General features: G+C 34.4%; 24 protein-coding genes and 1 riboswitch. Of the genes, 10 read left to right on the top strand and 14 right to left on the bottom strand.

What is annotated here, in order from left to right; translation table 11 throughout:
* Window positions 1-227: 227 nt before the first annotated feature.
* The 5 genes from C1T31_RS11555 to C1T31_RS11575 all read right to left on the bottom strand — a co-directional run bounded on the left by C1T31_RS11555 (window position 228) and on the right by C1T31_RS11575 (window position 3,238).
* A complete protein-coding gene (locus C1T31_RS11555) occupies window positions 228-770 on the bottom strand; it encodes a DUF4252 domain-containing protein (protein WP_103052666.1) in 543 nt (180 codons plus the stop codon).
* Between the two features lie 21 nt (window positions 771-791).
* On the bottom strand, window positions 792-1,355 hold the full coding sequence (locus tag C1T31_RS11560) for a DUF4252 domain-containing protein (RefSeq protein ID WP_165780105.1): 564 nt from the start codon (window positions 1,353-1,355) through the stop codon (window positions 792-794).
* Between the two features lie 80 nt (window positions 1,356-1,435).
* On the bottom strand, window positions 1,436-2,251 hold the full coding sequence (locus C1T31_RS11565) for a DUF4252 domain-containing protein (protein ID WP_103052668.1): 816 nt from the start codon (window positions 2,249-2,251) through the stop codon (window positions 1,436-1,438).
* A gap of 17 nt (window positions 2,252-2,268) precedes the next feature.
* Window positions 2,269-2,742, bottom strand: coding sequence for a hypothetical protein (locus C1T31_RS11570; RefSeq protein WP_103052669.1), 474 nt, complete (start codon window positions 2,740-2,742; stop codon window positions 2,269-2,271).
* The gene (locus tag C1T31_RS11575; protein ID WP_103052759.1) at window positions 2,729-3,238 is read right to left on the bottom strand and encodes an RNA polymerase sigma factor; all 510 of its coding nucleotides are present in this window, start codon (window positions 3,236-3,238) and stop codon (window positions 2,729-2,731) included. Before C1T31_RS11575 ends, C1T31_RS11570 begins: the two co-directional genes overlap by 14 nt.
* Window positions 3,239-3,373: 135 nt before the next feature.
* Here C1T31_RS11575 and C1T31_RS11580 point away from each other — a divergent pair, with 135 nt between their 5' ends.
* Complete coding sequence (locus C1T31_RS11580; RefSeq protein ID WP_103052670.1) at window positions 3,374-4,798, top strand: S41 family peptidase; 1,425 nt, start codon at window positions 3,374-3,376, stop codon at window positions 4,796-4,798.
* 42 nt (window positions 4,799-4,840) lie between these two features.
* On the opposite strand, the gene C1T31_RS11585 is transcribed toward C1T31_RS11580, so the two are convergent.
* On the bottom strand, window positions 4,841-6,769 hold the full coding sequence (locus C1T31_RS11585) for a TonB-dependent receptor plug domain-containing protein (protein WP_103052671.1): 1,929 nt from the start codon (window positions 6,767-6,769) through the stop codon (window positions 4,841-4,843).
* Window positions 6,770-6,833: 64 nt separating this feature from the next.
* Window positions 6,834-7,111: riboswitch (cobalamin riboswitch) on the bottom strand.
* 68 nt (window positions 7,112-7,179) lie between these two features.
* Between C1T31_RS11585 and C1T31_RS11590 the strand changes: the two genes are divergently transcribed.
* The 7 genes from C1T31_RS11590 to C1T31_RS11620 all read left to right on the top strand — a co-directional run bounded on the left by C1T31_RS11590 (window position 7,180) and on the right by C1T31_RS11620 (window position 14,317).
* Entirely contained in the window at window positions 7,180-8,316 is a 1,137-nt protein-coding gene (locus C1T31_RS11590) for an ABC transporter substrate-binding protein (RefSeq protein WP_103052760.1), read from the top strand.
* Window positions 8,317-9,345, top strand: a complete 1,029-nt coding sequence (locus C1T31_RS11595) for a FecCD family ABC transporter permease (RefSeq protein WP_103052672.1) — start codon at window positions 8,317-8,319, stop codon at window positions 9,343-9,345. It abuts the gene before it with no gap.
* Entirely contained in the window at window positions 9,345-10,142 is a 798-nt protein-coding gene (locus C1T31_RS11600) for an ABC transporter ATP-binding protein (protein ID WP_103052673.1), read from the top strand. Before C1T31_RS11595 ends, C1T31_RS11600 begins: the two co-directional genes overlap by 1 nt.
* 106 nt (window positions 10,143-10,248) lie before the next feature.
* Window positions 10,249-11,976, top strand: coding sequence for a tetratricopeptide repeat protein (locus C1T31_RS11605; protein ID WP_103052674.1), 1,728 nt, complete (start codon window positions 10,249-10,251; stop codon window positions 11,974-11,976).
* 78 nt (window positions 11,977-12,054) lie between these two features.
* A complete protein-coding gene (gene rmuC, locus C1T31_RS11610; RefSeq protein ID WP_103052675.1) occupies window positions 12,055-13,383 on the top strand; it encodes a DNA recombination protein RmuC in 1,329 nt (442 codons plus the stop codon).
* Window positions 13,384-13,395: 12 nt separating this feature from the next.
* Window positions 13,396-13,767, top strand: coding sequence for a 6-phosphogluconate dehydrogenase (locus C1T31_RS11615; protein ID WP_103052676.1), 372 nt, complete (start codon window positions 13,396-13,398; stop codon window positions 13,765-13,767).
* Window positions 13,760-14,317: an acyl-CoA thioesterase gene (locus C1T31_RS11620; protein WP_103052677.1), complete on the top strand. Its 558-nt coding sequence runs from the start codon at window positions 13,760-13,762 to the stop codon at window positions 14,315-14,317. The genes C1T31_RS11615 and C1T31_RS11620 overlap by 8 nt, the downstream gene beginning before the upstream one ends.
* 56 nt (window positions 14,318-14,373) lie before the next feature.
* Here the strand turns inward: C1T31_RS11620 and C1T31_RS11625 are convergent, their stop codons facing one another.
* From C1T31_RS11625 to rpmH, 3 genes are all read right to left on the bottom strand, one after another.
* Complete coding sequence (locus C1T31_RS11625) at window positions 14,374-15,234, bottom strand: T9SS type A sorting domain-containing protein (protein WP_103052678.1); 861 nt, start codon at window positions 15,232-15,234, stop codon at window positions 14,374-14,376.
* A 66-nt stretch (window positions 15,235-15,300) separates the two neighbouring features.
* The gene (carB, locus tag C1T31_RS11630; RefSeq protein ID WP_103052679.1) at window positions 15,301-18,153 is read right to left on the bottom strand and encodes a carbamoyl-phosphate synthase large subunit; all 2,853 of its coding nucleotides are present in this window, start codon (window positions 18,151-18,153) and stop codon (window positions 15,301-15,303) included.
* 97 nt (window positions 18,154-18,250) lie between these two features.
* Entirely contained in the window at window positions 18,251-18,412 is a 162-nt protein-coding gene (rpmH, locus tag C1T31_RS11635; protein WP_103052680.1) for a 50S ribosomal protein L34, read from the bottom strand.
* Window positions 18,413-18,641: 229 nt separating this feature from the next.
* On the opposite strand from rpmH, the gene C1T31_RS11640 reads away from it, so the two are divergent.
* The gene (locus C1T31_RS11640; RefSeq protein WP_103052681.1) at window positions 18,642-19,220 is read left to right on the top strand and encodes a hypothetical protein; all 579 of its coding nucleotides are present in this window, start codon (window positions 18,642-18,644) and stop codon (window positions 19,218-19,220) included.
* A gap of 1 nt (window position 19,221) precedes the next feature.
* On the opposite strand, the gene cls is transcribed toward C1T31_RS11640, so the two are convergent.
* The 3 genes from cls to C1T31_RS11655 are packed head-to-tail and all read right to left on the bottom strand — an operon-like array spanning window position 19,222 to window position 22,321.
* Window positions 19,222-20,676: a cardiolipin synthase gene (gene cls, locus C1T31_RS11645; protein ID WP_103052682.1), complete on the bottom strand. Its 1,455-nt coding sequence runs from the start codon at window positions 20,674-20,676 to the stop codon at window positions 19,222-19,224.
* Window positions 20,676-21,605 carry a lytic transglycosylase domain-containing protein gene (locus C1T31_RS11650; protein WP_103052683.1) on the bottom strand — a complete coding sequence of 310 codons (930 nt, stop codon included), beginning with the start codon at window positions 21,603-21,605 and terminating at the stop codon, window positions 20,676-20,678. The genes cls and C1T31_RS11650 overlap by 1 nt, the downstream gene beginning before the upstream one ends.
* A gap of 41 nt (window positions 21,606-21,646) precedes the next feature.
* The gene (locus C1T31_RS11655) at window positions 21,647-22,321 is read right to left on the bottom strand and encodes an alpha/beta hydrolase family protein (protein ID WP_103052684.1); all 675 of its coding nucleotides are present in this window, start codon (window positions 22,319-22,321) and stop codon (window positions 21,647-21,649) included.
* 114 nt (window positions 22,322-22,435) lie between these two features.
* Here C1T31_RS11655 and C1T31_RS11660 point away from each other — a divergent pair, with 114 nt between their 5' ends.
* The gene (locus tag C1T31_RS11660) at window positions 22,436-22,732 is read left to right on the top strand and encodes an N-acetyltransferase (RefSeq protein ID WP_103052685.1); all 297 of its coding nucleotides are present in this window, start codon (window positions 22,436-22,438) and stop codon (window positions 22,730-22,732) included.
* A gap of 62 nt (window positions 22,733-22,794) precedes the next feature.
* Here C1T31_RS11660 and C1T31_RS11665 read toward each other — a convergent pair whose 3' ends face one another.
* On the bottom strand, window positions 22,795-23,184 hold the full coding sequence (locus tag C1T31_RS11665) for a hypothetical protein (RefSeq protein ID WP_123912673.1): 390 nt from the start codon (window positions 23,182-23,184) through the stop codon (window positions 22,795-22,797).
* A gap of 105 nt (window positions 23,185-23,289) precedes the next feature.
* Window positions 23,290-24,627, bottom strand: coding sequence for a tRNA (N(6)-L-threonylcarbamoyladenosine(37)-C(2))-methylthiotransferase MtaB (gene mtaB / locus C1T31_RS11670; RefSeq protein WP_103052687.1), 1,338 nt, complete (start codon window positions 24,625-24,627; stop codon window positions 23,290-23,292).
* Window positions 24,628-24,664 lie beyond the last annotated feature (37 nt).

Here is a 24,664-nt window from a genome sequence, read left to right on the forward strand (position 1 = left end):
ACAAACAATCCATAATACTCTGCCTAGTAGTCACGATCCTTTTTGTAGTATCTGGTATTTTCGGCATACTGGAAAATTTCGCCATTATTGGTTTATTACTCTTGGGCCTGATAATGATACTACTCAATATTATTTGGGTTCATTTGAAAGACGACCAAGACAAACAATCATAAAAAAAAGTGACCCATCATAGGTCACTTTTTCAATTAACATATTAAACTAATTGTTTATTTAAAAAAATCAGTAATGCCGTTTAATTGCGATTCATCAAAATCAGCTTTTTGAAGGGCATCAACCAATGTTGCCATATTCTCAGGACGCATATCATCACCCAAAACACGTACTATCCCAAAGCCCATATCGGGTGAATTTACAAATACCACAACCTCATCGGCCGAATCGTCATCTCCAATATACTTGATATCAAACTTCATGGCTTTATCACTAAATTCCATTAAGTCAATGTATTTCTTATCCTTTAAAATGGATTTCACCTTGGAAAGTTCTGAATTGTAAATGTCTACATTATTTTCATTCTTTTTGTATCCCAAAAAGTTTAATCGTTTCAACGATTTAAAGGCCTTTTTTTGGCTTTCTGTAAGCGAATCTTCTTGTAAAGTCACCAAAGATGTTGGAATATCTGCAGTAATAAAATCTGCAGACTCTTGATTGTCCACAAAATACGTTTGTAATGATGGCCCATTGTTACAGCTTACCAGCATAGATAATGCTAGTAAACCGAACAATATTGTTTTGATTGATGTTTTCATCTATCTTAATTTTAAATGAAATTACTTTTTCTGCTTTTCTAAATGCTCACCACCCTGGATGTTCATTTTTTGAGTCAATTTTGAAATTTGGTTCAAATCAATATCACCAGTAAGTGACACGACAACAGTTTCAAACTCACGTTTCTTGCCGTTCATTTCAATATTGGCATCTTTAGTAATGGCACTCAAACCATCAACAAACATTAGGAATTCACTAACGTGGTCTGAATCACGACCTTCTTTTACATAAAAAGTCATATTGACACCATCATCCTTCACAACCATTAGTTCTTCTAAAGAATTCTTACGTGAATTCACCCAGCCAGTTACATCAGTTGAAATGGATTTGTTATCAGTAGTAATTACTTTAAAACTGGTAATACTGTTTACCATTTTTATGTATTCCTGTGCTTCTGGATCATCCGTATTGATATCCATTTTAGCTAACATTTGAAACATTTTTGGTTTAATAGACACGTAGGTTACATCTGGATTTTCAGCGTATTTGGCAAAAATATCCTGTGCCATAGATGTTAATGGTAATAACATAATCGCCATTAATAGGGTTACTGTATACTTTTTCATTGTTTTTGTTTTAGAGTTTATTTGAGTTTTCATTGTTTTACTATTTGGTAATTGAATTTATATCTTTTTTAATGTTTAATTTATTGTTTTACAAAACGTTTTACAACACGTGAATCATCATATTGGATTTGAATGAGATAGACTCCAGCTTGTAAATCGGAAACATTTAAAGTGTTATTTTCTGAATTTATGATATGATTCTGTATTTCTTTTCCTTGAGCATTTAAAACCGTTATATCGACATCATTTTCTATTTCAGATGGCAAGTTAATTGTTACCATGTCCTGTGATGGATTCGGATAGATTTTCAGCTCTTTAAAAAGCATACTGTCTTCCGTTAAAATATTTGCTGAAGATTCTTTCATTTGGACTTGATCGCCTATTAAATCGAAATTTAATTGATTCAGATCAATGTTACCTGTTAATGACACAACAACTGTTTCAATGTTGCGCTTTTTGGTATCGTTATTCGTTTGAGAACCATTCATGTGTTTACTGATACCATTAACAAAAATTAAAAGTTCTTCAACATGATCAGCTTCCTTACCATCTTTGACAAAAAACTTAACAACAGTACCTTCATCTCTAACCTCCATTAATTCTTCTAAACTTTTAGATTTGGAGTCTACCCAATTAGCAATATCCGATGAAACTGTTTGTTTTCCAGTAACAATAGCTTTTAAGCTCGTTATACTATTGACCATTTCTGTAAAATTTTGAGCTTCTGGACTATTTGTCTCAACATCTACTTTGGCTAAAATTTGAAACATTTTAGGTTTGATGTCAATGTAAGTAACATCTGGATTTCCGTCGTACTTGGAAAATATATCTTGTGCCATGGAAGTCAATGGTATCATAACCATGACCATGAGTGTGAATATTAATTTATTTTTCATTTTATTTTGTTCTAGTGTTATTTAAAAATTTTCTTTGTGGTATTGTGCATTTCATCCAGATAGCCAACTTTAGACATTCCGGTTTCCATGCTATTCAAGTAGTTTACTTTACCAGCACCTTTGTTGAAATTTGCAGAAATTAACTCCAATGCCTTGGTTACTTCATTATAAGCCATTTCTGGATCATCGTAAGTACCTAAATCATCTGGAGTTCCAAATGGATTTGCAAAATAAACACTGATTAAAAGAACGGCCACTGCAGCTACAGATATCCACTTATAGTCGAATACTCTTTTAGTTTTTAATGGAATGTTTTTGGTGAACTGTTCTTTTTCATTTACCAAAAAATACGTAAACATGGGTTTATACATTTCTAAATGTGGCGCTACAGTTTCTTGAGAAAAATAGCTTTTTAACTGTTGCTCTTCTTTTAGGCTTGTTTCGCCATTTTCGTACTTTTCAAGTAACTTTTCAATATTATTTAATACCATATCTATGCGTATTAGTTAATTTTTCTCTTATTGTTTTTCTGGCTCGTGACAATGCCACGCGTACAGCCGTATTATTCATATCCAACATTTTAGCTATCTCATCATAATCATACTGCTCAATATCCCGCAACTGGATAACCATTTTTTGTTGTTCTGGCAGGTCTTCAATAATCTTCCCTACCCAATCCAAACTATCATTTAACTCAACTTGTTTTTGTACAGAGACGCTGTGGTCTTGATAATTGCTATGTACAATTTTTAAGTTTTGAGCTTGTTTGGACTTTAACTTATCCAAGCAAAAATTCTTCGTCATGGTCATCGAAAATGCTTCGACATTTTTATACTCCTCAATTTTTGCTTTATTGTTCCACAACTTCAACAATATTTCTTGAGTGGCATCTTCAGCCTCCTCTCTAGACACCAGCAATCGTTTAGCTAAACGAAACACCTTGTCCTTAAAAGGCATGACAATATTTAAAAATTCACTCTGTGTCATAAGTTGTGGTTGGTTAAAATTACCCTTTTTGGGGGTATTTATCATTACGACGAATAACAATTAATTTTGTTACAAATAATTTTTATTATGCCATAAAGTAATTACTTTTAAGGTGAAAAAGAATCCTATTTAGCTATGAAAAAATCAATTTTTAAATTATTCCTAATTGTCATTCCCTTATTATTTGTAGGGTGTTTCGAAGATATAGATGATAATCCTGCTTCAGTCAAAGACATAAATGATTTTGTTTGGCGCGGATTAAATTATTATTATCTGTACAAAGACGAAGTTAATGATTTGCAAAATGACCGCTTCATTAATGAAGTTGAGTACAATGCTTTTTTAAATAGTTTTAATTCTCCTGAAGCTCTATTCAATCATTTAAGATATGAGCCTGAAACTATAGATAAATTCAGCTGGATTACTAATGATTATATAGCTTTAGAAGCCTTTTTGAATGGCACTACGCAAAATAACGGGATGGATTTTGGCCTCGTGGAGCGACAAACTGGCGCTTCGGATATTTTTGGGTATGTAGGTTATGTATTACCAAATTCCAGTGCTGCCAATCAAGGCGTACAACGAGGTGATATTTTTTACGCCATTAATGGCACTCCTCTTAATCGAGGTAATTATCAAAGTTTATTGAGCGGCAATACTTATACCATAAATTTAGGAACTTATGATGATAATGGGACTCCAGAGCCCAGTGATGATAGTATAACACCAAACGGACAAAGTATTACATTAACCAAGTCACCTTACACTGAAAATCCCATTTTTAAAAGAGATGTTTTTAATGTTGCTGGTAGAAATGTTGGTTATTTGGTTTATAATGGATTTACTCGGGATTTTGATTCTCAATTAAATGATACTTTTGGATATTTTTTAGGCAACAATGTTCAGGATTTGGTTTTGGATTTGCGCTATAATCCAGGTGGTTCAGTCAATACAGCTATTTTATTGTCTAGCATGATTGCTGGTAGAAACGGTGAAGTTTTTAATACCGAAGAATGGAACAGTGATATTCAGGCACAATTGTCACCTGAATCAACAACTAATAGATTCACCAATAATGATGATGGGACTCCTTTAAATATTCTCAACCTCAATCGTGTTTATATTTTAACAACCAAGCGTTCAGCATCAGCGAGTGAATTGGTTATTAACTGTTTAAGGCCTTACCTGGATGTTGTACAGATAGGAACTTCAACAACTGGAAAATACCAAGCTTCCATCACGCTCTATGATTCTCCTGATTTTAGGAGAAGTGGTGCCAACCCTTCACATTTATATGCTATGCAGCCTTTGGTACTTAAGTCTGTGAATGTTGCTGGAGTAACCGATTATTTCAATGGATTGGATCCTGATATTTTGGTCTCTGAAAATTACGCCAATATGGGCGCATTGGGAGACGAAAATGAATTGCTCCTATCTGTTGCCTTGCAACATATTGAGGATAACAGCCGCATTGCTAGTCAAACTTTTGAACCCTTAAAAATTATTGGCAGTAAAAGTGATTTCACACCATTACAAGACAATATGTATGTAGAAAAATAAAAAATCTGGTCATTACGATTCGCTCAATGACCAGATTTTCCATTATAAACTTAAATTAAATCCGATATTTACGTTACGTCCCCTGGCTGAATATCCGTACAATTCTTGATATTCTTCGTTAAGTATGTTGTTCACATTGGCAAATAGTTTCAGCCTACCATCCAAAATTGTATGACTCACATAAAAATCCAGAATATTATAACTTTTTAAAATAACATCCTCTGTTTCAAAAGTTGCATTATTAAAATAAGCATCGTGCCTATCAGCTGTATACTGGTATGCCAAACTTAAGAATGTGTTTTGAAATAGATTGTAATCCAATTGTGCATTTCCCTTAAATTCAGGAATTCTTAAATTCAAATGGTCTTCAACTTGAGTATAGGTAACATTGGCATTTATTCGTAATGTTTTGGTAATGTTATAATTAGCAACGAATTCCAAACCACTCGCGGTAAAATCATCATCCACATTGTTGTATTGGTAAACAAAATTGCCCATATCCACAAAGTCTATAAAATTAGTTTCGTTTCTTGTGAAGTACACTAAACTTAAAGTCGCTTTATCCTTAATTCCAGCTTCAATACTAACTTCAATCGTTTCGTTTTCTTCAGGTTTTAAATCGGCATTTCCGTAAGCGGGTTCATATAATTGATACAATGAAGGTGTAATATAAGCCGTGCTATAACTAGCCATTCCTTTTAAGTAACCAAAATTGAATTTTTTTATAAAAGACGGGTTTAAACTGTAAACTAAATGACTTCCATATTCACTGTGATTATTTAAACGAACCCCAGCATTTACATTCAAACCAAATTTAGAAACATAAACCACATTAACATAAGGGTCAAGGATGCTAAATGTTGCCGTTTCTGGATCAATACTTTGCTCTAAATTGGTAGATCCAAATGGAATTAGATAGCTTTCCATGTCGCTTTCTTGAAAATTCACACCCAAAATTGTGTAGAATTTGTTGTTAAAATGATATCTATTAAGCATATCTGCAACCAAACTGGTTGCAGTATATTCCGCTGGATAACCAGAAGCCACAACGCGTTGAACATCATTATAAGCAGCATTTAAAGTAATGCTCCCTTTTTTGTAGCTGAACTCTGGGGCAATCCCGACACGATACTGCTTGCTTATTGAATAATTATTTGCATCTGTAAAAGTTGAAGCGTCATCAAATTCCGCTTTAAACCGATCAAAACTGGCATAAGCATGCATTTTAAATTGATTTAAAAATTGGTAACCTAATTTCAGATTACCATTGATAGCATTATAGGCATCAGATTCGATTCCCGCTTCCAAAGCCGATAAACCATCAGTAAACTGATTACCAAAGCTTGCTAAATAATTAAAGTTACCAAGTGTTCCATTTACTGAAATACTATTTCTAAAATCCTCTATAGCATAATCACTGTCATTTTGGGATTGGTTAGTTCCAAATACACTTTTAAAATCAGCCGAAATGGCACTTTTTGAAGCTTCTTTTAACTTAATGTTGATAACTGCTGTTGCTGCTCCAGAACCATACAAAGTACTCGACGCACCTTTTAATATCTCAATACTTTCTACTTGGTCTGGATTCAGTAAACGTAAATCATAATCATTGGCAATTTGTGAAGGATCTGTCAACGCAACACCATCAATTAATATCAAAACTTGTCTATTCCTCCCTCCTCGGATGTAATAATTTAAGTTTTGACCCGCATTACTTTTACTTCCATTAATCTCAATTCCAGCTGTTGTGTTGATAATCTCAGCTATGGTTTTTCCTTGTAAGTGTTGAAGGTCTTCATGTGATATTTTGGTAATTACCTTACCAGAATTTTCACGCTTAAGATTAAATTTTGAGTCGGTAATCACGACTTCATCCAATTGTTCTACTTGCGTAGAATCTGTTAGTTGTTGCGCAAATCCAAAAATTGATGTAGCACAAAACACACCAAAAAACAGTGTTTTTTTGTTCATTTTAAAATTAATTGTTCGAGAAAGTATGGTAATTCATACTCAAACTTTTATCCCGAAAGTTCGACTTGTTTTTTTGAATTTGGCAGGTCTCCTGACTTGCGTCTTTGTGTTGGTCTTCCCATTACGATATAGTGTAACAGTGACATTTGAAGTGTAACACAAAGCTTGGTAGCTTACAGTTGCGGGAACAGTTCCAGAATGAAGAATCTTGATTAACGATTTTAATTTTTGAAGTTTTAATTCCCAAATCTATTTTGTTATTCGTTAATCATCCATCTTTTCACTGGATTCCCTTTTAATCGAGATTGACAACAACCTCAAACCAAAATTCGGTGCGAATGTAAACATTCTAATATATGTTTTAGCAATAAAATGAAATAATATTATTTTTGAATGAAATTCGAGATATTTTGAAAAAACTGTTTAGTTTGTTGATTCTCATACTTCTTTTTAATTGTAAAGAAGACAAGGGCACAACTCGAGAATTACCACCTTTGAGCTATACCTCTGAAAATGCCAGAGGTTTTGACATTCAGACTAATGAGAACTATGCCATTTTAAGTATCAAAAACCCCTGGCCAAAAGCGGATAAGACGTTTAGGTATGCTTTAATTCCAAGAGAAAACCTAGCAACTATAACTCTAAATAAAGATGAGTTTGATGGTATCATTTCAACACCTGTAAAAAAAATAGTTGTGACTTCCACAACACACATCCCTGCATTAGAACTATTGAACGTTGAAAAAACCCTGGTAGGTTTTCCTGGTACCAACTATGTGTCCTCTAAAAAAACGCGTGCTTTAATAGATTCTGGAAACATCAGAGAACTAGGTAAAAACGATGGTATCAACACCGAAGTTCTACTAGAGTTGCAGCCAGAAGTGGTGGTTGGATTCGGTATAGATGGTAATAATAAAACTTTTGAAACCATCAAAAAATCTGGAATACCTATCCTATACAATGGTGATTGGGTGGAAGAAACTCCTTTGGCCAAAGCAGAATGGATTAAATTTTTTGGAGTATTATTCAATAAATCCCAAAAAGCTGACTCTATTTACAATAACATTAAAAAAGATTATTTTGATGCTAAACAATTGGCTTCAAAAGTTAAAAAATCCCCAACAGTTTTAAGTGGCGCTTTACATAAAGACGTTTGGTATTTACCTAGTGGTACTAGTCCAGAGGCGCAACTTCTAAAAGACGCTAATGTCAATTACCTTTGGAAGGATGTGACAGGTGAAGGGAGTTTAGCCTTAAATTTTGAAGCCGTATTTAGTAAAGCAAAACAAGCTGATATTTGGTTAAGTCCTTCATATTACAATTCATTGAAAGCCCTCAAAGATGCTAATGAACATTATATCGAATTCAGTGCTTTTAAGAATAAGCATGTTTATTCATTTGTAAACACGGCAGGACCAACTGGTGGTGTTACCTACTATGAAGAAGGTACTTCAAGACCCGATTTAGTTTTAAAGGACATTATAAAAATATGTCATCCAGAATTATTACCCGAATACAAAACCCACTTTTTTAAACCGCTACAATAATTGCCTAATCATACTACATACAAATTTCCATTTACGATTTTAGTCGTAACACTATTTATATGCTTTTTAGGTAACATTAGCTTAGGTTCAGTATCAATTCCACTGTCATCAGTTTTCAAAAGTTTATTTGCATCAATAGATAATGAATCCTGGCATTACATTATTCACAATTATAGATTACCAAAAGCATTTACTGCGCTTCTGGTAGGTTCCGGTTTAGGAATTTCAGGATTATTGATGCAAACCCTTTTTAGAAATCCATTGGCAGGCCCTTTTGTTTTAGGTATCAGCTCTGGAGCGAGTTTAGGTGTTGCCATTGTCATTCTGGGTGCAGGTATTTTTGGTGGAAGTCTTGCAGCGCTTTTGGTTTCAAAATGGAGTGTGGTCATAGCTGCGAGTTTTGGAAGTTTTTTGGTGTTACTGTCCGTAATGACCGTTTCGTTAAAAGTAAGAGACACTATGGCAATTCTGATCATTGGATTGATGTTTGGTAGTATCACAGCGGCTGTAGTAAGTGTATTATCCTATTTTAGTTCAGCTGAACAATTACAACAATATATTTTTTGGGGTTTTGGAAGTCTTGGAAATCTGTCCTGGAATGAGTTGCTCATTTTCTTTAGTATTTATCTTGTAGGATTAATAATGAGTATTCTCTCAATAAAAGCACTGAATACACTTTTGTTAGGTGAAAATTATGCCAAAAGCCTCGGTTTGAACATAAATCAAAGCCGCATTATTATTATCATTGCAACAAGTTTATTGGCAGGAACCATAACCGCGTTTGCTGGACCCATAGCTTTTATTGGCTTGGCTATCCCTCATATGGTTCGACAAATTTTCACAACCGCTAACCATAAAATTTTGTTGCCTGCCGTTTTTTTATTTGGAGCTATAGTCATGCTTATATGTGATAGTATTGCCCAATTACCAATGAGTGACTACACACTACCCATCAATGCGATAACATCATTGCTTGGTGCTCCAGTTGTTATATGGTTATTAGTCCGTAAACGTAAAATGTTGTTTTAATGAATCATAACAATAGTCAAAATAACATCCTTAAAACCGAAAATCTTGTAATTGGTTATGCTTCAAAAAAGCATCAAATTGTTGTTGCATCCAATATTGATTTGGAATTACATCAAGGTGAGTTGGTTGGATTAGTTGGGGCTAATGGTATTGGTAAATCTACCTTATTAAGAACACTAACAAAAGTACAAGAGCCGCTAAATGGTTCCATATTTATTAATGACAAATCGCTTGCCCAAATTAGTGCTTTAGAACTTTCAAAAATTTTAAGTTTGGTATTGACCGAACCACCAGCTTCTAAAAATCTAACCGTTTTGGAACTGGTTGCTTTGGGAAGGCAACCTTATACCAACTGGATTGGTAGTCTTGCTCCTGAAGATATTTCAATCATTGAAAGTGCCCTTATTCAAACAAATATTCAACAACTAAAAAACAAAAAGTGTTTTGAATTAAGCGATGGGCAATTACAAAAAGCCATGATTTCTAGGGCACTAGCACAAGATACCAGCATCATTGTACTTGATGAGCCTACAACACATTTGGACATGTATCATAAGGCTTACATATTAAAACTCTTAAAGACTTTAGCCAAAGAAACCAATAAAACCATTTTATTTTCTTCTCATGAAATAGAATTAGCCATTCAGTTATGTGATAGAATGATTGTTATGACAGATTCACAGGTGATTTCAGATGATCCCTGTAATTTGATATCACAAGGAATTTTCAATCAACTGTTTCCAGAGGATATGATTGCATTTGATGACAAAACAGGCAGTTTTCGCGTCAACAAATAATTTTTAATCTAAATTTAATTCACTAAATTTAGAGTCTTCGTAATCAAGCCTTTAAACTACATTTTGAATTAAGTATCTACTACTATTAACCATTAATTCAAATGTCATGAAAAATAAATCCGCACTCATTGTTCTTTTGTCCATCGCCATTTGCGGTCTCCTGTTGATTAACTTCAATAAAAAAAATCAAACGTATCCGACTGAAAAAGTAGGCTTAAACTTCATTAAATGTACCCCTGCTAAATTTCTTTTGACTGATGTTGACACCACAAAGCAAATTTCTCCCCTATTTGAAAATTTAGGAAATCATACGTATCAAGTGACTACTGACAATAAACTTGCACAGCGTTTCTTTAACCAAGGATTACGATTAACCTATGCATTTAATCATGCAGAAGCCCATCGATCTTTTATGGAAGCAGCTCGATTAGATTCAAAACTGGCTATGGCATTTTGGGGACAAGCTTATACATTAGGACCTAACATCAATGACCCGCTGCCTGATGATGAACGAAAAAACAAATACAATGAAGCCATTGCCAAAGCTATTCAATTGGCGCCAATGGCCTCTAAAAAAGAACAAGCTTTAATTCATGCTTTGTCTTATAGATATTCGACTGAATTAGATAAGGACGTTTCTGAATTAAACCAAAATTATATGGTAGAAATGGAAAAAGTGATGAAGCAATTTCCAGATGATTCCGACATTTTGACACTGTATGCTGCCTCTGTAATGAATACTGTGCCATGGAATTATTGGGACAACGATGGCAATCCTTCACCAAATATTCCAGAGGCTAAACTAGCTTTAGAGAAAGCTATCGAGATAAATCCCAATAGTCCAGGAGCCCATCATTATTATATCCATATGGTAGAACTACCAAAACCAGATTTGGCCGTTCCCAGTGCTGAAAAATTGAGTACTCTCATGCCTGCAGCGGGTCATTTAGTGCACATGCCCTCACATATTTACATTCGGGTTGGTCGCTATAAAGACGCTGTTTTAGCCAATCAACAAGCTATTCTGGCCGATGAAGACTATATCTCGCAATGCTATTCACAAGGCATGTATCCGTTGGGATACTATCCACATAATATTCATTTTTTATGGTCAGCTTCCAGTTTATTGGGCAATAGTGAAATAGCTATTGATGCGGCAAAAAAAACAGCCGAAAAGGTGCCTGTGGGTGAAATGGAAGAATTACATTTTTTACAAAATTTTGCAGCAACACCTTTATTGGCTTACACCAGATTTGGAAAATGGAACGATATTTTAACCTACCCCAAACCAAATGATAGTATCAAACATTTAAAACTGATATGGCACTATTCACGTGGTATCGCTTTTACTCGAAAGAATAATGCCAAAGAAGCCAAAGAAGAATTGGAAGCCATCAATCAACTCGTCAAAGATCCTAGCATGGAAAATATTGTCGCTACAGGATTTGACAACGGAACCACGATTGCAAAATTGGCTTATGAAGTGGTTGCTGGGGAAATTGCTTCTTTAGAAGGCCATTTAGAATTGGCAATAAAGCATCTAGAAAAAGCTGTTGAAATGGAAGACAACCTGGTCTATAATGAACCATCTGCATGGCATATTCCACCTAGACAAAATTTAGGGGCCATTCTTTTGAAAGCAAAAAAATATGGTGAAGCAGAATCCATTTATTTAGAAGATTTAAAAAAATTAAGACAGAATGGTTGGTCATTAATGGGATTGTATGAGAGTCTGATTGCCCAAAATAAGGAGGACGAAGCTTTAGCCATTATGCAGGAATTCAATAAAGCATGGGCTGATGCGGATATTGATATAAAAACATCAGCACTCTAAAAATTATTTATTTTATGCAACTACATTTCTTTTTATCCTCAAGGTAAAAAATTATCTTTGGGTAAACTTGCATTGTAAATGAACGACAACATTATTCTTATCCTTGCCATTTTAATTTCTGGTGGTATTGGGGCTTTTATTGGCCTAACCATTGCCAAACTTAAAAGCCAAGGAAAAAACAGTACGCTAGAAGAACGTCAAAACCAACTATCCAATACTATTGTTGAGCTAAAAGACAATCTGAATAAAATTGAAATGGAGCGTGAGGACATTCGCAAGCAGAAAGAATTTCTGAATTCTGAACTGATACGAAAGAATACAGAGTTTGAAAATTTACAACAACAAAACCTGAAACGCGACGAAGAATTAGCAAAACAGCAAGAGCAATTACGTAAGGATTTTGAGTTGATGGCCAGTAAGATTCTAGAGGAAAAAAGCGAAAAGTTCACCCTTCAGAATAAAGAAAATATCAAACAAATATTAAATCCTTTACAGGAAAAAATTCAAACCTTTGAAAAGAAAGTTGAGGACTCCCAAAAAGAAAGCATTAGCATGCATTCAGCTTTAAAAGAGCAGTTACTGGGACTTAAAGATCTCAACCAGCAAATGACCAAAGAAGCCAACAACCTCACCAAAGCCCTTAAAGGTGATAGTAAAATGCAAGGTAATTGGGGTGAATTGGTTTTAGAGCGTGTTCTTGAAAAATCAGGATTGGAAAAAGACCGCGAATATTTTGTACAACAAAATTTTAATCGCGAAGATGGTTCTCGTGTCATGCCAGATGTGGTCTTGCATTTACCCGATGGCAAACGTATGATTATTGACAGCAAAGTCTCACTAACAGATTATGAACGTTATGCCAATGCTGAAGACGAGGAAAAAGCACAACACTTGAAAGCCCATGTTAACTCTATTAATAAACACGTTAGTCAGCTATCAGATAAAAAGTATGAGGATTTGTATGATATGGAATCTCCGGATTTTGTGCTCATGTTCATTCCTATCGAACCTGCTTTTGCCATTGCTTTAAATGAAGACAATACACTTTATAACAAAGCCTTTGAAAAAAACATTGTTATTGTAACGCCTTCTACCCTTTTGGCAACATTGCGCACAGTTGACACGATGTGGAGCAACGAAAAACAACAACGAAATGCGCTAGAAATTGCCAAACAAGCTGGCGCACTTTATGATAAATTTGAAGGGTTAGTCAGTGATTTAACAGGTGTCGGCAAAAAAATTGATGCTGCTAAAAGTGATTATTCAGCTGCCATGAACAAATTAGTTGAAGGCAAGGGCAACATTATTAGTCGCGTAGAAAAATTGAAAAAAATGGGAGCCAAAGCTAAAAAGGCGCTGCCAGAACCTATTTTAAAACGGGCAGATATAGATGAGGATGATGAATAATACATTACGATTATGAAAAAATTCTTTTTAAAATTCTTGGGTATATTGTTAGTCCTTTTTGTTGCCTATTTATGCTTCTTATACTTTGCATCATATAGTGAAGGTGTCCGCGCTGGACGATTAGTGAAATTTAGTCATAAAGGCGTAATTTTTAAAACTTGGGAAGGTGAAATAAGTCAAGGTGTTTCAGATGCTCAAGTTTTTATTTTTTCAGTAGAGAGTAGTGAAAAACAAGTTATTGACGATCTAACCCGCTTACAAGGTAAATTTGTTAAACTGCATTATTTTGAACGTTTTGGTAAATTATTTTGGCTTGGAGATACTAAATATTTTGTGACTAAAGTAGAAGAAGACAATTCCATTAACCAGTATCTAAATGATTAACCAATATAAAACAGTTGATGCCTCTCGCATATCCATTTCCGAACTCATGCAACCCTCTCATTCCAATTTTGGTGGGAAAATTCATGGAGGTTACATCCTAAACCTGATGGATCAAATTGCATTTGCCTGTGCATCCAAACATTCTGAAACTTACTGCGTAACAGCATCGGTAGATACCGTAGATTTCCTTCAACCCATTGAAATTGGCGAATTAGTGACGATGAAAGCATCTGTTAACTATGTTGGAAAAACCTCTATGGTCGTTGGTATCCGTGTAGAATCAGAAGATATTAGAACTGGAAAAGTGAAGCATTGCAATTCGTCTTATTTTACAATGGTTGCCAAAGACGATTCAGGAAATCCTATCCCAGTGCCTGGTTTGATTTTAAACGACAAGACTGAAGTGAAGCGCTTTTTAAAAGCCATAAAGCGTAAAGAAACTAAAAAACATCGCCAAGAGGAATTCAACAGCGAAACATTTTCTTTAGAAAATTATATTGAAGACCTTAAACAGTACAATGTTAAAATTGACTTACCTGAAAATTTTTAATGACAAAAAAACCATCTTTCAAAGATGGTTTTTTTATGATTTTATTCTAGATATGTTTACTGCTTTACAAACCGTTTTGTAAGCGTTTTGTTATCAGACAAAACACGAACCAAATAAACACCTTTTTGCCATTGAGATGTATTAACAGTTACGTTAGGATTGGAAATTGCTCTACTGTATATCTTAGATCCTAGTATATTGTATACTTCTATTCGAGAATTAGTTCCAATTGTTTTTATATGTAAATTAAGGTTCGTAGTGCTAGGATTTGGATATATATTAAAGTCATTGATTTGAGTTATATCTACCCTGCTTAGTGTGGTTGAAGCTGTGATGTTGTCAACTCGTAAAGTAGCGGCTATAGCTTGGCCTCTCCAATTATCAATATTTTCATCAGTAACACTAATTATACGCATAGTAAAAACACTAGACAAAACTTCTGAAACAGTATTAGCTCCTTGAACAATGGTAAAATCACTCAATCCTAGAGGAAGCGCGATGCTATTCCAACCTGAACCTGCTGTAACCACAACAGGTACTGTAGAAATCATACGTGTTCCACCAGGACCTTGAAACGCCAGTCTTAAATGTAAATCATTGGTCAGTACTTCCACATCAAATTGCACCTCAACAACCCCTTCAGAAATAAAGTCTCCTGACCATTGATTGTTAGAATTAAAAATGGCCATACGGCTACCAATACCACTGGCTCCATTAGATGTATATTCCAAAAAATTATCATCCACACCATCTGGACCACCAGTACTCACATTGATAGGTGAACTCGAGCCTGTTGCTCCAATTATCCAATTCTGTACAGTACCATCTTCAAAATCATCTACTTGTCCAGAGGATACTTGTGAAAAGCAAACAATTGAAGTAAAAATAAAGGATAAGCAAAGTAATGTTTTCTTCATAACTACTATTTTGAAGCTAAAATAAACAATTTTATAAAATGATGTTTAAAAAATACTCTCACATCATTATTTACTCAAGTACATTTTGCGTCTTGAGTAAAGGTTGTAAAACTCATCATCTTTTAAACTATCAATAAATAGAATACTTTCTCCGGTACTCTTCATTTCAGGACCTAATTTTTTATTCACATTAGGAAACTTATTGAATGAAAACACAGGTTGTTTTATGGCAAAACCTTCCAGTTGCGGATTGAATTCAAAGTCCGATATTTTATTTTCACCCAACATAACTTTAGTTGCATAATTAACGTATGGTTCTCCATAAGCCTTTGCTATAAATGGAACTGTTCTTGAAGCTCTAGGATTCGCTTCAATAATGTAAACTTTATCGTCTTTTATGGCGAATTGGATGTTAATCAACCCAACAGTATTTAGCGCTAAGGCTATTTTTTTTGTATGGTCTTTTATTTGTTGTAACACAAATTCTCCCAAATTAAACGGTGGCAAGGTTGCATTACTATCACCTGAATGAATACCACAAGGCTCAATGTGTTCCATAATACCTATGATGTAAACATTTTCACCATCACAAATGGCATCGGCTTCTGCTTCTATGGCGCCATCTAGATAATGATCCAACAGTAATTTGTTATCTGGCATACCTCGAAGTAGGTCTACAACATGTTCTTCAAGTTCTTTTTTATTGATTACAATCTTCATACCCTGACCTCCCAATACATAGGATGGTCTAACCAAAATAGGGAAATCCAAGCGATCTGCTACAGCCAATGCTTCATCAGCAGAAGTAGCCACATCAAACTCTGGATATGGAATATTATTATCTTTCAATAATTTAGAAAAACTACCTCTGTCTTCGGCTAAGTCTAAAGATTGGAAAGTTGTTCCTAAAATTTTAACACCATAACGATCTAACTTTTCAGCCAGTTTTAAAGCCGTTTGGCCACCTAACTGTACAATGACTCCTTTCGGTTTTTCATGTTGAATAATATCATAGATGTGTTCCCAAAAAACAGGCTCAAAATATAGTTTATCTGCTATATCAAAATCAGTTGAAACAGTTTCTGGATTACAATTTATCATTATGGTTTCATAACCACACTCGGCAGCCGCCAAAACACCGTGGACACAGCAATAGTCGAACTCGATTCCCTGTCCAATTCTATTAGGCCCAGATCCTAAAACAATTATTTTCTTTTTATCTGTCACGACGCTCTCGTTAGCAGATTGCTTGTTTCCATTGGCATCCTCTACTTCATTTTCGAAAGTTGAATAGTAATAAGGTGTTTGTGCTGTAAACTCTGCCGCACAAGTATCTACCAATTTATAAACACGCTTTATTTTAAATTCTTCACGTTTGGTATATACCTGGCTTTCCAAACATTTTAACATATGGGCTATTTGTCTATCACCATATCCTTTTTGCTTGGCTTCCAACAATAATTCCCTGTCGATGTTATCAATGGTGTATTTTGATATCTCTCTTTCAATATGATGTAATTCTTCATACTGCTTCAAGAACCACATATCGATTTTCGTAATTTCATGAATTCTACTTAATGGAATACCCATTTGAATGGCATCGTAAATCACAAAAACCCTGTCCCAGCTGGCGTTGGTAAGTTTTTCAATTATTTGATCATAATTCTTGTAGCCTTTTCCATCTGCTCCCAAACCATTTCGCTTTATTTCCAATGACTGCGTTGCTTTGTGCAAGGCCTCCTGAAATGAGCGCCCAATAGCCATTACCTCTCCTACAGCTTTCATTTGCAGACCTAGCGTTCTGTCAGAACCTTCAAATTTATCGAAGTTCCATCTTGGAATTTTGACAACCACATAATCAATTGTTGGTTCGAATAAAGCCGAAGTAGATCCTGTAATTTGGTTGGTCAATTCATCTAACGTATATCCAATGGCCAATTTGGTTGCTACTTTGGCAATAGGATAACCAGTTGCTTTACTCGCTAGTGCTGAAGACCTCGATACTCTTGGGTTAATTTCAATAGCAATAATCTCTTCTTTTTCATCTGGACTTACTGCAAATTGCACGTTACATCCACCTTCAAAGTCACCAATACTACGCATCATGTGAATAGCCATATCACGCATACGTTGAAACGTTCTATCCGATAATGTCATGGCAGGCGCAATAGTTATGGAATCACCCGTGTGAATACCCATTGGGTCCATATTTTCAATGGTACAAATAATAACAACGTTATCATTTTTATCACGTAACAATTCCAATTCATACTCTTTCCAACCCATCATGGCCTTGTCAATCATGACTTCATGAATAGGAGAAATCTCCAATCCACGAGTCAACAATTCATCAAAGTCCTCTTCCTTATAAACTATGGATGCTCCAGCCCCTCCAAGGGTGTAAGAAGCGCGAATAACTAATGGAAATCCAAATTCTTGAGCAATTTCCTTTCCTTTTAAAAATGACGTTGCTGTTGCTTGAGGTGCCATGGGCACTCCTATTTTGAGCATTAGTTCTCTAAATTGCTCTCTATCTTCCGTAATATTTATGGCATCAATATCAACACCTATTAATTTCACACCAAAGTCTTCCCAAATACCTTTTTCATCGGCCTCAATAGCTAAATTCAAGGCAGTCTGACCTCCCATAGTTGGTAAAACAGCATCTATTTGAGGATGCTCCTGTAATATTTTAACTATCGATTTAGTTGTTAGCGGCAGTAAGTAAACATGATCAGCCATAGAGGGATCTGTCATAATTGTGGCCGGATTGGAATTGATTAGAATAGTCTCAATTCCATCTTCCCTTAAGGAGCGTAATGATTGGCTACCTGAATAATCAAATTCACAAGCTTGACCAATGATAATTGGACCAGAACCTATAATTAAAACCGATTTTATGTCTTTGTTTTTTGGCATGTTGAAAATTTTGTTTTGCAAAAATAGTTATCAATAGGGTATAAAAAAAGGCGCTACTCCTAAGTAACACCTTTTTAATATTAACAATTGTTAATCATTATTTCTTATGTCTTGGTTCAGAAGATACAGACAATTTCTTTCTTCCTTTAGCTCTTCTACGAGCAAGCACTTTTCTTCCATTAGCAGTAGCCATTCTTTCTCTAAAGCCATGCTTATTCTTTCTTTTTCTTTTTGATGGCTGAAATGTTCTTTTACTCATTGCTTATATCTTTAAAATCTTCTTATTTAATTTTTTAATTTTGAATAATTAAAAGGCTTACCCAAAACTGCGTGCAAATATACAAACCCTTTTTTATTTGACAAACCTTATTTTAAAAATATTTTTTCAATAAAATTTTAGTTTCTTTGCAGTCTAAACAGATTGAAATTAGAGCTTGTTAACGTTGTATTAACGGCTAAATTAATAAACCTCATAAAATATTATCAAAATGTATAATAAGATTATCAAATTAATTATTGCTTTCGGTATCATTGCTTTTGCGATTTACCAATTTACGGAAGGAAATATTGGTAATGGTATTATGTATCTACTGCTTTCAGGAATATTCATCTTCTTATATTTCAAAAATGAGTTTATTTTATTGGCATTTTTGAGACTTCGTAAACAAGATTTTGAGGGTGCCAAAAAATGGTTAAACAAAATAAAGAATCCAAGTTCAGCACTAGTAAAAAAGCAGGAAGGCTATTACAACTATTTACATGGCATTATGGTCTCTCAAGACAACATGAACGAGGCTGAAAAATATTTTAAAAAAGCTATTTCTCTTGGTCTATCTATGGATCATGATTTAGCCATGGCTAAATTAAATTTAGCTGGAATAGCTTTTTCCAAGAGAAGAAAGCAAGAAGCCCAGATACTATTGAAAGAAGCGGAAGCACTTGACAAAAGAAATATCTTGGCTGATCAGATAAAAATGTTCAAACAACAAATGAAAAAGGCGGCCATTCCAAAACAGCATTATGGCCAACCAACATCTGCGCGTCAAAATAGACGCAGTAGACGCTAAATTACAGTAACGGAGACCATAAGCGCGCATAAGCCTCTTTCACTTTTGTAAAAGTTGACCGTTCCTGCCAGTCCTTAAGGGTTAATTCCTCACTATTTTTTAAATCTTCTAAAAAGTGATTTTTGAGTTCTTCACTGGTTTTAGAATTATAGATAAGTGCATTGATTTCAAAATTGATATTGAAACTTCTATAGTCTAAATTTGCTGTTCCAATTGTTGAAAAAACATCATCAACCACAATGGTTTTGGCATGAATAAATCCTTTTTCATATCGATAAATTCTGACATCAGCTTCCAAAAGCATTTCCAAATAGGAATTGGTGGCATGTTTAGCAGTCCATGAATCTGAAATTTTTGGGATTAATAATCTCACGTCTATACCACTTTTTGCCGCTACTTGTAAAGCTGTGATTATTTGCTCATTGGGTATGAAATAGGGTGTTGTTATGTAAACATAATCATCTGCGGTATTGATAGCGACAAAAATAGCCTCCATAATATTTGCCCAATCGGTGTCTGGTCCACTAGCTGCAATCTGCACCGCTGTTTCCGTTTTTATCGTATTCTCCGGAAAAAGTTTTTGAGTGATTTTCAAATTAGAGTCAGATACAAAATCCCAAGTCATCAGAAAATGTACTTGAAGTGGTTTTACGGCTTCACCCACAATTCTGACATGTGTGTCCCTCCAAAAGGATTCACCATTTTTGTAATTAACATAATTATCAGAAACATTGATACCTCCAACGTAACCGATTTCACCGTCTATGACAACTATTTTTCTATGATTTCTATAATTTAATTTACCTGTAAATCTTGGAAATAAAACTGGCATAAAGGCATGAAATTCTACTCCTGCCTGTTTCATTTTCTTACGTGATTTAGAAGAAATTTTACTACCAACATCGTCAAAGCTCAACCTCACAGATACACCACTCTCTGCCTTCTTACATATAATATCAATTAATTTGCCACCGATATCATCATCTTTTATGATATAATATTCCAGATGAATATGGTGTTTCGCATTTTTTAAATCTTCAAAAAGATATTGGAACTTTTCTTTTCCATTCTTTAATATAGTAACCTCATTAAACCTGGTTATTGGTGTGTTTTCAGACTTGTAGAGTAATTTGACTAACTTGATCTTATCATCTAAAAAAGCATCTAGACGATCCATGTCTTTGCTTTTTAAATGAAACTCATCAGCTAGTTTTTTAACAATATTCTTATTTAGAATATTTTTTCTGTTAAAAATTTTACTCTTTCGATATTCTTGACCAAAAAAGTAATAAACCAATAAGCCAACAAACGGAAGCATCACCAAAACCAAGATATAAGTAATGGTTTTTGTAGGATTAATATTTTTAAACAATATAACTACAATGGCAAATAAAGCTAGTAGATAGTTTAAGCCAACCAATATTGACCAAATATGTGCTTTTAAAAATTCAATCATTAAGGATTTGCGGAATAATAACCCTCTTTTGGAATTTCAATAAAGTACTGCTTTCTTGATTTATTATTCAAATGTGGTTCACGTAACCAAGGGTTGTGTAGTTTCAATATTTTGTAATTGATATTGAATTTTTTTGCAAATGCTGTAAAATCGGTTACGGCAGTATCTACTTCAACCTTATAAGTAGGGACTTCAGTATACAGATCTTTGGATCTAAAATTAAAGCCATATTTGTTTGGGTGAGAAAGTATTTCCTTAAGTGCAACAATCCTAAACATATAACGTCCAGTTTCTTCTCCTAGCAATAAATCGTAATAATTTGCAACATTTTGCTCTTCCAAACGTCTGGCTATTCCGGACATACCAGCATTATAAGCAGCTGCAGCCAATGTCCAAGAACCTAATTTTTCTTTTGATTCCTTTAAATATTTGCAAGCAACCTCTGTGGCCATTTCCAAATGATAGCGTTCATCAACATTATCATTAACTTCCAAACCGAACTCCTGCCCTGTTGTTTTCATAATTTGCCATACACCCCTAGCACCAGCGGGAGAAACCGCATTGGTGAGGCCACTTTCAATGACCGCTAAATACTTAAAATCATCAGGCACACCATTCTTTTTTAAAATAGGTTCAATAACTGGAAAATATTTATTGGCTCTTTTAAACATTAATAAACCATTAGATTGCCAGTACGTATTGACCAATAACTCTCGATCCATACGCTCTAAAATATCAGGATTATTTAAAGGCATAGGCTCTCCCGCAAAATCCAAGTTTTCAGGTACCTGCAATGCATAGACATTATAATCGTTTATTAGTTTTTTTTCGAAATTTTCATCCGTTGGCGCATCTTGTAAAGCAAATATAAATAGACCTGCCAAAGCGATTAACCCAAATAAGGCCAATGAATTTTTAACAATTTTCATAAGAATTAGTTTTGTTTAAAGTTATAAAAAAAACAGACACGCTAAACGGCTTTACCCGTTAAAATTAAAGAAGGCAAATGCTCGTTAAACCATTTGAACTTATTAATGATCATGATATGGGTTCCACCTTTTAGTTTAATACAATCATTGATGTGATTACACGGAAAAACCATGTCCTTTTCACCATGAATATGTATTGTTCCCGGTATTGGTTTATCTTGATCCCAGCATACCATATTTTTTAAAGCCCAATCCAAATAACGCTTATCATTTACCGAAAGATATTTTTTATAAAGCTCAACACGTTTTTTGACATTAGAGCCAAAGGCGTATTTAGCAAATGTATCTATATGACTTGCCAAACTTGTAGGTGCAATAGCGTATGCTTTTAATTTACGTGCAATTTTCATACGCTTGGGAAGTTCATGTTTGGAACTCACACTTGAAATAATAATGAGTCGCCTTAATTTTAAATACTTACTCATTTCTTGAACCAAAACCCCTCCAAACGAAACCCCAATTAATGCGATATTTTCGTGTTTAATTTTTTTTGTCATTCGTAAGGCATAATCCTTTAAAGCTTCATCTGGCTCTGGGATAAACCATTCTAAAAAGTGCATTTTGAATTGATTTTCAGGAAGTTGAATGTTTTCAAAAATTTTGGGGCTTGCTGCCATCCCGGGCATAAAATACACATGTATTACATCTTGATTCATAGGGTTTTATAGAGGTATTATGTTTAAAAACACAATATTTTTTCGTAAATTTGCGTTACAAAGCTATACAAAATAGTCCTACTCGTTATAGTTCCATTGAATAAAAAAGATATTATGATAGAAGCACATGAACTCGTTGACAATGACTTTTTACGTCAGTTTGAATTAAAAATTGATAATGAGCTTGCGAAAGTTGAATACTCTCTACAAGAGCGCAAGATATTTTTAACCAAATTAATCATTCCTGAACCCATTTTTTCTGAAGAATTTCAAAACGAATTTATTAAGACTATTTTTGAGCACATTGAAGAGCGCAACTTAAGTGTCGTTCCTACAAGCCCTGAAATAGCTAAATTTATTAGACGTAATAGGCAGTATAAAAGTATGTTGCCTGTTGGTGTGAGAATATAAGATTAAGTAATTTAAATTGACAATCCGAAGTCCATATACTTCGGATTTTTTTTTACCAAAATTTAATAATAATCCAATGTCGTATTAGAGATTTTTGTATATGGCAGTTCATCCATATCATTTGAGATAAGAAGACCTTCCGCGTTTATTGAATAAATTCCAGTTACTTCATTTTCTTCGTAAACCGTTAAAACGCTTCCATCAAAATCCCATAAACAATCATGAATAGAAGATGCAACCCCTTCGTCGTCTGAAGTTCTAATTATTTTTAGGCCAGAACGATCATTTGCAAATACCAATCTATTTCCGACATTATCCATAAAACCTTCTTGCTCCCAAACACCCACGACTGAAGAAGTATAATCTAAAAGATTGTCATCTTGATCTGTAGAACATGATGTAACTGAAATAGTGAATATAGTAAGTAGTAATATTGAGAATAATTTATTCATAAGTAGGTGATTTTGAGGTAAAAGTAATCCTATAACTGTATGCTCAAATAAAAAAAAGACAAACAACCCTTAAAATCGTTAAAATACCAAAGAAGCCACAATAGTCTACTGTATTACAGCATGTTGTTCTTGAAAATCAAACCTTACAATACCATCTTCATCAATATTGGTCAATTCAACATGATGAATGGTATTCACCAATTCAGGATTCCAGGGTGTTTTAACCTTTACGTAGTTTTCTGTGAAACCGTGAATATAACCTTCTTTATTTTCGCTTTCAAACAGTACTTCTCTGGATGTTCCTATTTGGCTCTCATAAAATGCACGACGCTTCTTAACCGAAAGACCTCTTAACATTTTACTACGTTTTGAACGCACATTTTTGGGAACGACGTTGTTCATTTTAGACGCTTCGGTATTATCTCTTTCTGAATAGGTAAAAACATGGAGGTAAGAAATATCCAGTTCATTCAAAAAATTATAGGTTTCTAAAAAATGATCTTCCGTTTCACCAGGGAATCCAACAATAACATCTACACCAATACAGGCATTTGGAAGAACTTCCTTAATTTTCTCTACTCTATCCACATAGAGCTCACGCATATAGCGACGTTTCATTTTTTTGAGAATTTCATTACTTCCACTTTGTAACGGCACATGAAAATGTGGCACAAAACTATCGGATTGCGCTACAACCTCTATAGTTTCATTTTTAAGTAAGTTGGGCTCAATAGAGGAAATACGCAACCTTTCTATACCTTCAACCAGGTCCAATTCTTTGACCAAATCCAAAAAGGTGTGGTCATGACGTTTGTTTCCAAACTCACCTTTGCCATAATCACCAATATTCACTCCTGTCAATACAATTTCTTTAATATCTTTTGCAGCGATTTCCTTGGCATTTGCAATCACATTCTCGACGGTATCACTTCTAGAAATACCTCTGGCTAATGGAATAGTGCAATAGGTACATTTATAATCGCAACCGTCCTGAACTTTTAAAAAGGCCCTCGTCCTATCTCCAAACGAATAACTACCAACATAAAAATCGGCTTCCTGAATTTCACAGGAGTGCACCTCACCAAAGTCATTTTTAGTCAAGTCGTTTAAATAATCTGTAATCTTAAATTTTTCTGTAGCTCCCAAAACTAAATCAACTCCATTGACATCTGCCAATTCTTGAGGTTTTAATTGGGCGTAACAGCCGACAGCTACAACAAAAGCGTCGGGATTGTTTTTTTGGGCTTGTTTTACAATAGACTTGAAGCGCTTGTCAGCGTTTTCCGTTACCGAACAGGTATTAATAACATAAATATCAGCATAATCCGAAAAATCAACACGCTCAAAACCTTCATTCTTAAAAGACCTTGCAATGGTTGATGTTTCTGAAAAATTTAATTTACATCCTAAAGTGTAGAAACCAACTTTTTTTGTTGCTGCCATTCTTGTACTTTTACCAAGTTGCAAATTTACAACTAAA

This window comes from Hanstruepera neustonica (assembly GCF_002895005.1).
Lineage (GTDB): Bacteria > Bacteroidota > Bacteroidia > Flavobacteriales > Flavobacteriaceae > Hanstruepera > Hanstruepera neustonica.

Excerpts from the sequence above, each read along its gene's own strand:
- C1T31_RS11625 (WP_103052678.1), bottom strand. The coding sequence starts at position 15,234 with ATGAAGAAAACATTACTTTGCTTATCCTTTATTTTTACTTCAATTGTT.
- cls (WP_103052682.1), bottom strand. The coding sequence starts at position 20,676 with ATGATTGAATTTTTAAAAGCACATATTTGGTCAATATTGGTTGGCTTA.
- C1T31_RS11555 (WP_103052666.1), bottom strand. The coding sequence starts at position 770 with ATGAAAACATCAATCAAAACAATATTGTTCGGTTTACTAGCATTATCT.
- C1T31_RS11600 (WP_103052673.1), top strand. The coding sequence starts at position 9,345 with ATGAATCATAACAATAGTCAAAATAACATCCTTAAAACCGAAAATCTT.
- C1T31_RS11615 (WP_103052676.1), top strand. The coding sequence starts at position 13,396 with ATGAAAAAATTCTTTTTAAAATTCTTGGGTATATTGTTAGTCCTTTTT.
- C1T31_RS11585 (WP_103052671.1), bottom strand. The coding sequence starts at position 6,769 with ATGAACAAAAAAACACTGTTTTTTGGTGTGTTTTGTGCTACATCAATT.
- C1T31_RS11665 (WP_123912673.1), bottom strand. The coding sequence starts at position 23,184 with ATGAATAAATTATTCTCAATATTACTACTTACTATATTCACTATTTCA.
- C1T31_RS11650 (WP_103052683.1), bottom strand. The coding sequence starts at position 21,605 with ATGAAAATTGTTAAAAATTCATTGGCCTTATTTGGGTTAATCGCTTTG.
- mtaB (WP_103052687.1), bottom strand. The coding sequence starts at position 24,627 with ATGGCAGCAACAAAAAAAGTTGGTTTCTACACTTTAGGATGTAAATTA.
- C1T31_RS11580 (WP_103052670.1), top strand. The coding sequence starts at position 3,374 with ATGAAAAAATCAATTTTTAAATTATTCCTAATTGTCATTCCCTTATTA.
- C1T31_RS11560 (WP_165780105.1), bottom strand. The coding sequence starts at position 1,355 with ATGAAAAAGTATACAGTAACCCTATTAATGGCGATTATGTTATTACCA.
- C1T31_RS11660 (WP_103052685.1), top strand. The coding sequence starts at position 22,436 with ATGATAGAAGCACATGAACTCGTTGACAATGACTTTTTACGTCAGTTT.
- C1T31_RS11655 (WP_103052684.1), bottom strand. The coding sequence starts at position 22,321 with ATGAATCAAGATGTAATACATGTGTATTTTATGCCCGGGATGGCAGCA.
- rpmH (WP_103052680.1), bottom strand. The coding sequence starts at position 18,412 with ATGAGTAAAAGAACATTTCAGCCATCAAAAAGAAAAAGAAAGAATAAG.
- rmuC (WP_103052675.1), top strand. The coding sequence starts at position 12,055 with ATGAACGACAACATTATTCTTATCCTTGCCATTTTAATTTCTGGTGGT.
- C1T31_RS11575 (WP_103052759.1), bottom strand. The coding sequence starts at position 3,238 with ATGACACAGAGTGAATTTTTAAATATTGTCATGCCTTTTAAGGACAAG.
- carB (WP_103052679.1), bottom strand. The coding sequence starts at position 18,153 with ATGCCAAAAAACAAAGACATAAAATCGGTTTTAATTATAGGTTCTGGT.
- C1T31_RS11570 (WP_103052669.1), bottom strand. The coding sequence starts at position 2,742 with ATGGTATTAAATAATATTGAAAAGTTACTTGAAAAGTACGAAAATGGC.
- C1T31_RS11640 (WP_103052681.1), top strand. The coding sequence starts at position 18,642 with ATGTATAATAAGATTATCAAATTAATTATTGCTTTCGGTATCATTGCT.
- C1T31_RS11565 (WP_103052668.1), bottom strand. The coding sequence starts at position 2,251 with ATGAAAAATAAATTAATATTCACACTCATGGTCATGGTTATGATACCA.
- C1T31_RS11605 (WP_103052674.1), top strand. The coding sequence starts at position 10,249 with ATGAAAAATAAATCCGCACTCATTGTTCTTTTGTCCATCGCCATTTGC.
- C1T31_RS11620 (WP_103052677.1), top strand. The coding sequence starts at position 13,760 with ATGATTAACCAATATAAAACAGTTGATGCCTCTCGCATATCCATTTCC.